This window comes from Prochlorococcus sp. MIT 0701, from assembly GCF_000760295.1.
Taxonomy (GTDB): domain Bacteria; phylum Cyanobacteriota; class Cyanobacteriia; order PCC-6307; family Cyanobiaceae; genus Prochlorococcus.
Map to the genome: position 1 here is coordinate 1 of NZ_JNBA01000052.1, position 6131 is coordinate 6131.

General features: G+C 52.1%; 2 tRNA genes and 3 rRNA genes. All 5 read right to left on the reverse strand.

The window, feature by feature from the left end:
- Window positions 1-105: 105 nt before the first annotated feature.
- A 5S ribosomal RNA gene (gene rrf / locus EV12_RS12795) occupies window positions 106-222 on the reverse strand.
- Between the two features lie 107 nt (window positions 223-329).
- Window positions 330-3206: ribosomal RNA gene (locus tag EV12_RS12800) — 23S ribosomal RNA — on the reverse strand.
- A 488-nt stretch (window positions 3207-3694) separates the two neighbouring features.
- Window positions 3695-3767, reverse strand: a tRNA-Ala gene (locus tag EV12_RS12805).
- Window positions 3768-3776: 9 nt separating this feature from the next.
- Window positions 3777-3850 (reverse strand) — tRNA-Ile (locus tag EV12_RS12810).
- A 183-nt stretch (window positions 3851-4033) separates the two neighbouring features.
- Window positions 4034-5518 (reverse strand): 16S ribosomal RNA (locus EV12_RS12815).
- Together the 16S, 23S and 5S rRNA genes with 2 tRNA genes alongside form the textbook arrangement of a ribosomal RNA operon.
- Between the last annotated feature and the right edge of the window lie 613 nt (window positions 5519-6131).

The window sequence follows — 6131 nt, forward strand, 5'->3', positions numbered from 1 at the left end:
ATCACACTGACTTGCCCATCAAAAAAGCCACCCGCAGGGGTGGCTTTTTCTTGGCGAATCAACAACTCTCTCTCGAGATTGATGATCTACATGCGGAAATGTTTTACCTGGCATTGAGCTATTTTCTCAGAGGGCTACCCCTAAAATATCGTCGCCGCTGATGCGTTTCACAACCGAGTTCGAGATGGATCGGAGTGGTTCCACATCGCCATGAACACCAGGATAAAATCATTCCCAAGGAGTGAACCTTGAGAACTGCATAGGTCATCATCCTTGCGAATGATGCTCTGAATTGAATAAAACTTGTTTCTCGGGCAAGAACCAAATGGATGGTCAAGCCCTCGGTCTATTAGTACTCCTCCGCTGCATCCATTACTGGACTTCCACGTAGAGCCTATCAACGGGTGTTCTTCCCGTGACCTTACTGGCTTATGCCATGGGAACACTCATCTTGAGGTGGGCTTCCCACTTAGATGCTTTCAGCGGTTATCCACTCCGCACATGGCTACCCAGCGTTTACCGTTGGCACGATAACTGGTACACCAGAGGTGCGTTCCTCCCGGTCCTCTCGTACTAGGGAGAAATCCTCTCAATGTTCCTGCGCGTACACCGGATATGGACCGAACTGTCTCACGACGTTCTGAACCCAGCTCGCGTACCGCTTTAATGGGCGAACAGCCCAACCCTTGGGACCGACTTCAGCCCCAGGTTGCGATGAGCCGACATCGAGGTGCCAAACCTCCCCGTCGATGTGAACTCTTGGGGGAGATCAGCCTGTTATCCCTAGAGTAACTTTTATCCGTTGAGCGACGGCCCTTCCACTCAGAACCGTCGGATCACTAAGGCCGACTTTCGTCCCTGTTCGACTTGTAGGTCTCACAGTCAAGCTCCCTTCTGCCTTTGCACTCGTCGACTGATTTCCAACCAGCCTGAGGGAACCTTTGCGCGCCTCCGTTACCTTTTAGGAGGCGACCGCCCCAGTCAAACTGCCCACCTGATACTGTCCGCTCCCCGGATAACGGGTGAACGTTAGAACCCTAGCTCTGAAAGAGTGGTATCTCACCATTGACTCAGTAGCACCCACGAGCACTACTTCAACGTCTCCCACCTATCCTGCGCATTCAGAGCCCGGGCACAATACCAAGCTACAGTAAAGCTTCATAGGGTCTTTCTGTCCGGGTGTACGTAGTCCGCATCTTCACAGACAATTCTATTTCGCCGAGCCTCTCTCCGAGACAGCGCCCAGATCGTTACGCCTTTCGTGCGGGTCGGAACTTACCCGACAAGGAATTTCGCTACCTTAGGACCGTTATAGTTACGGCCGCCGTTCACCGGGGCTTCAGTCGCCAGCTTCGCTTACGCTGACCGGCTTCCTTAACCTTCCGGCACTGGGCAGGCGTCAGCCCCCATACATCGTCTTGCGACTTAGCGGAGACCTGTGTTTTTGGTAAACAGTCGCCTGGGCCTCTTCACTGCGACCAGCTCTCGCTGGCACCCCTTCTCCCGAAGTTACGGGGCCATTTTGCCGAGTTCCTTAGAGAGAGTTATCTCGCGCCCCTCAGTATTCTCTACCACCCTACCTGTGTCGGTTTCGGGTACTGGCAGTTATGCCTTAACGGGTATAGGGCTTTTCTTGGAAGCATGACATCACCAACTTCGCTGCCGTAGCAGCTCGTATTCACGCCTCAGCTCAGAACGTTTTCTCCGCTCCTCAACGCCTCGAACGCTTAAACCAGTAACCAACATCTGGCTTGGCTAGCCTTCTCCGTCCCCCTTCCCAAAACATAACCGGTACAGGAATGTTGACCTGTTATCCATCGACTACGCCTTTCGGCCTCGCCTTAGGTCCAGACTAACCCTCCGCGGACGAGCCTGCCGGAGGAACCCTTAGGGTTTCGGGGCATGGGATTCTCACCCATGTTTTCGCTACTCAAGCCGACATTCTCACTTCTATGCAGTCCACGCCCGCTTACGCTAACGCTTCGCCCCACATAGAACGCTCCCCTACCATTTAACAAGTTAAATCCGCAGCTTCGGTACAACACTTAGCCCCGTTCATTTTCGGCGCAGGATCGCTCGACCAGTGAGCTATTACGCACTCCTTTGAGGATGGCTGCTTCTAGGCAAACCTCCTGGTTGTCTGGGCAATCCCACCTCCTTTATCACTTAGTGTTGATTTGGGGACCTTAGCTGGCGGTCTGGGCTGTTTCCCTTTCGACCATGGAGCTTATCCCCCACAGTCTGACTGCCTAGTTACACACAGGGTATTCAGAGTTCATCTCGATTAGGTACCGCTCTCGCAGCCCGCACCGAAATGGTGGCTTTACCCCCCTGCTGGAGCACTAGACGCTACGCCTCAACGTATTTCGGGGAGAACCAGCTAGCTCCGGGTTCGATTGGCATTTCACCCCTAACCACAGCTCATCCGCTGATTTTTCAACATCAGTCGGTTCGGACCTCCACTTGGTATCACCCAAGCTTCATCCTGGCCATGGTTAGATCACCCGGGTTCGGGTCTATAAACACTGACGATCGCCCTATTCAGACTCGCTTTCGCTATGGCTCCACCATTTCCGGTTTAACCTGCCAGTGCCTATAAGTCGCCGGCTCATTCTTCAACAGGCACACGGTCACCCGATTTAGTCGGGCTCCCATTGCTTGTAGGCTCATGGTTTCATGTTCTATTTCACTCCCCTCCCGGGGTTCTTTTCACCTTTCCCTCGCGGTACTGTTTCGCTATCGGTCACACAGTAGTACTTAGCCTTACGAGGTGGTCCTCGCGGATTCACACGGAATTTCACGTGCTCCGTGCTACTCGGGATACAGCTAGTTCAGTTCAGTTTTCGGTTACGGGACTTTCACCCTCTGTGGTGTGCCATTCAAACACTTCTCCTAACATCCCTGATACACATTGCTGTCCCACAACCCCGATGGTCGAAACCATCGGTTTAGGCTCTTCCCCGTTCGCTCGCCGCTACTTAGGGAGTCGTTTTTACTTTCCTTTCCTCCAGCTACTAAGATGTTTCAGTTCGCTGGGTTGACTCGCACCAGCCTATGGATTCAGCTGGCCGTACTAGGGGTTGCCCCATTCGGAAATTCCCGGATCAAAGCGTGTGTCCAGCTCCCCGAGACTTATCGCAGGTAACTACGTCCTTCATCGTCTCTGTGTGCCAAGGTATCCACCATGAGCCCTTTGTAGCTTGACCAATTAATCTCTATAACGCTTCACGTAGTTGAATACGTATTCTTAGCAATTCACCTGGCTTAAATCTCAAACATCAAGTCTCCTTGAATGCTTGTCATTTAAGATGGTTTGAATGACCAATCAAACTCTCGATGCCTCGATGACATCGAAAGAACGCTATAGAGTCTCGGCTCTTGACTCAAGAATCAAACATCATTCTCGTTCATCAACCTCAGCTCTCTACTCGCGCAGATTGCATCAGCTGATTCACAAGAATCATGCATCCATGAGATGCTTTATTCTTTCCAGACTTACCTATGCAGTTGTCAAGGTTCTGCTGAACATCTCTGCAATTCTTTCGAATTACAGTGAGCCCAGCGTCATATCAACCTAATCTCAATTGATTGAGACCTGGAATGATAAGAAGCTAGGGTCTGCCAGCAAACTTAAATTCTAAATCACATCACACAATGATTCTCACCATTGGCTCGTTGTCAGAAGATTCGTCAGTGGAGGTTAGCGGACTCGAACCGCTGACATCCTGCTTGCAAAGCAGGCGCTCTACCAACTGAGCTAAACCCCCAACACCGAATGGGCCATCCTGGACTTGAACCAGGGACCTCACCCTTATCAGGGGTGCGCTCTAACCACCTGAGCTAATGGCCCAGGAGTAACCCTTGCGGGGTGTGACCTAGACAAAGTTTAGGAACTAAAATCAATCATCAATCTCCAAGCTGATTACTCAGCTCTTCTTTGATTCTCAACTTGAGGTACCGATCGACCTAAGGTGACAGGATCATGGCCTAAGTATCAATAACTCAGACATCACGATCAGTTGTTGTCTCCCTGTTAGGAGGTGATCCATCCGCACCTTCCGGTACGGATACCTTGTTACGACTTCACCCCAGTCATCAGCCCCACCTTCGGCGTCCTCCTCCACAAGGGTTGGAGTAACGACTTCGGGCGTGGCCAACTTCCATGGTGTGACGGGCGGTGTGTACAAGGCCCGGGAACGTATTCACCGCAGTATGCTGACCTGCGATTACTAGCGATTCCGTCTTCACGTAGGCGAGTTGCAGCCTACGATCTGAACTGAGCCACGGTTTATGGGATTTGCTTGCCCTCGCGAGTTCGCTGCCCTTTGTCCGTAGCATTGTAGTACGTGTGTAGCCCAGGATGTAAGGGGCATGATGACTTGACGTCATCCACACCTTCCTCCGGTTTATCACCGGCGGTCTCTCTAGAGTGCCCAACTGAATGCTGGCAACTAAAAACGTGGGTTGCGCTCGTTGCGGGACTTAACCCAACATCTCACGACACGAGCTGACGACAGCCATGCACCACCTGTCACTGCGTTCCCAAAGGCACCCTCTAATTTCTTAGAGGTTCGCAGGATGTCAAACCCTGGTAAGGTTCTTCGCGTTGCATCGAATTAAACCACATACTCCACCGCTTGTGCGGGCCCCCGTCAATTCCTTTGAGTTTCACACTTGCGTGCGTACTCCCCAGGCGGAACACTTAACGCGTTGGCTACGACACCGAGGGGGTCGATTCCCCCGACACCTAGTGTTCATCGTTTACGGCCAGGACTACAGGGGTATCTAATCCCTTTCGCTCCCCTGGCTTTCGTCCATGAGCGTCAGTTATGGCCCAGCAGAGCGCCTTCGCCACTGGTGTTCTTCCCGATATCTACGCATTTCACCGCTACACCGGGAATTCCCTCTGCCCCTACCACACTCAAGCCAATCAGTTTCCACTGCCTTGATGGAGTTAAGCTCCACGTTTTAACAGCAGACTTGAAAAGCCGCCTGCGGACGCTTTACGCCCAATAATTCCGGATAACGCTTGCCACTCCCGTATTACCGCGGCTGCTGGCACGGAATTAGCCGTGGCTTATTCCTCAAGTACCGTCAGATCTTCTTCCTTGAGAAAAGAGGTTTACAGCCCAGAGGCCTTCATCCCTCACGCGGCGTTGCTCCGTCAGGCTTGCGCCCATTGCGGAAAATTCCCCACTGCTGCCTCCCGTAGGAGTCTGGGCCGTGTCTCAGTCCCAGTGTGGCTGATCATCCTCTCAGACCAGCTACTGATCGATGCCTTGGTGAGCCATTACCTCACCAACTAGCTAATCAGACGCGGGCTCATCCTCAGGCGAAATTCATTTCACCTCTCGGCATATGGGGTATTAGCGGCCGTTTCCAACCGTTATCCCCCTCCTGAGGGCAGATTCCCACGCGTTACTCACCCGTCCGCCACTAACCCGAAGGTTCGTTCGACTTGCATGTGTTAAGCACGCCGCCAGCGTTCATCCTGAGCCAGGATCAAACTCTCCGTAGTAGATCAAACCCTCTCGCAATCAACCCTTACAGGCTCATCACTCAGTCTGATTTGCTTCACCCACTCATTCGCACTGGCGTACGACAAGCAGTTGTTGCCTCCTTCCTCTGACAGAAGGATTACAAGAGTGCACTTCAGAATCTCTTCCTTCTGTGACTTTCCAGGATCTCAGATCCGGTCGTTGCTTTCACCTGTCACACCTTTGACATCAATCCTCGCCCGTGAAAGCAAAAATTGATGCTGTAACAGGTTTCTGCAACTCATTTCTTTTGACGGGACCTCACACTCTCGTCGCATATCTGCTCAAACCTTTTGATCAGCTTTTGATCGCTTCTCATAGGGCCTAAACGCGACAAAAGCGTCAGTTCCTAAACTCTTAAGTTGTCCAGGTTCTGCTCCTCCACTCCCTTGTAAGGAGTGTCAGGCGCTGCGATCTTGCGATCGCTTCTAAAACCTACAACACCAGCGGATCGCTCCTCTGATCTTGTAAGCACCCACTGACACCTCAAGCTTTCGCCATCAGCATCGCGTGGCCTGCGCTACAGGACTCAGCCCTTTGCGCAGTCCAAAAACATAGCCCATTTCATACCCCTTACGCAATCGTTTCTCAATC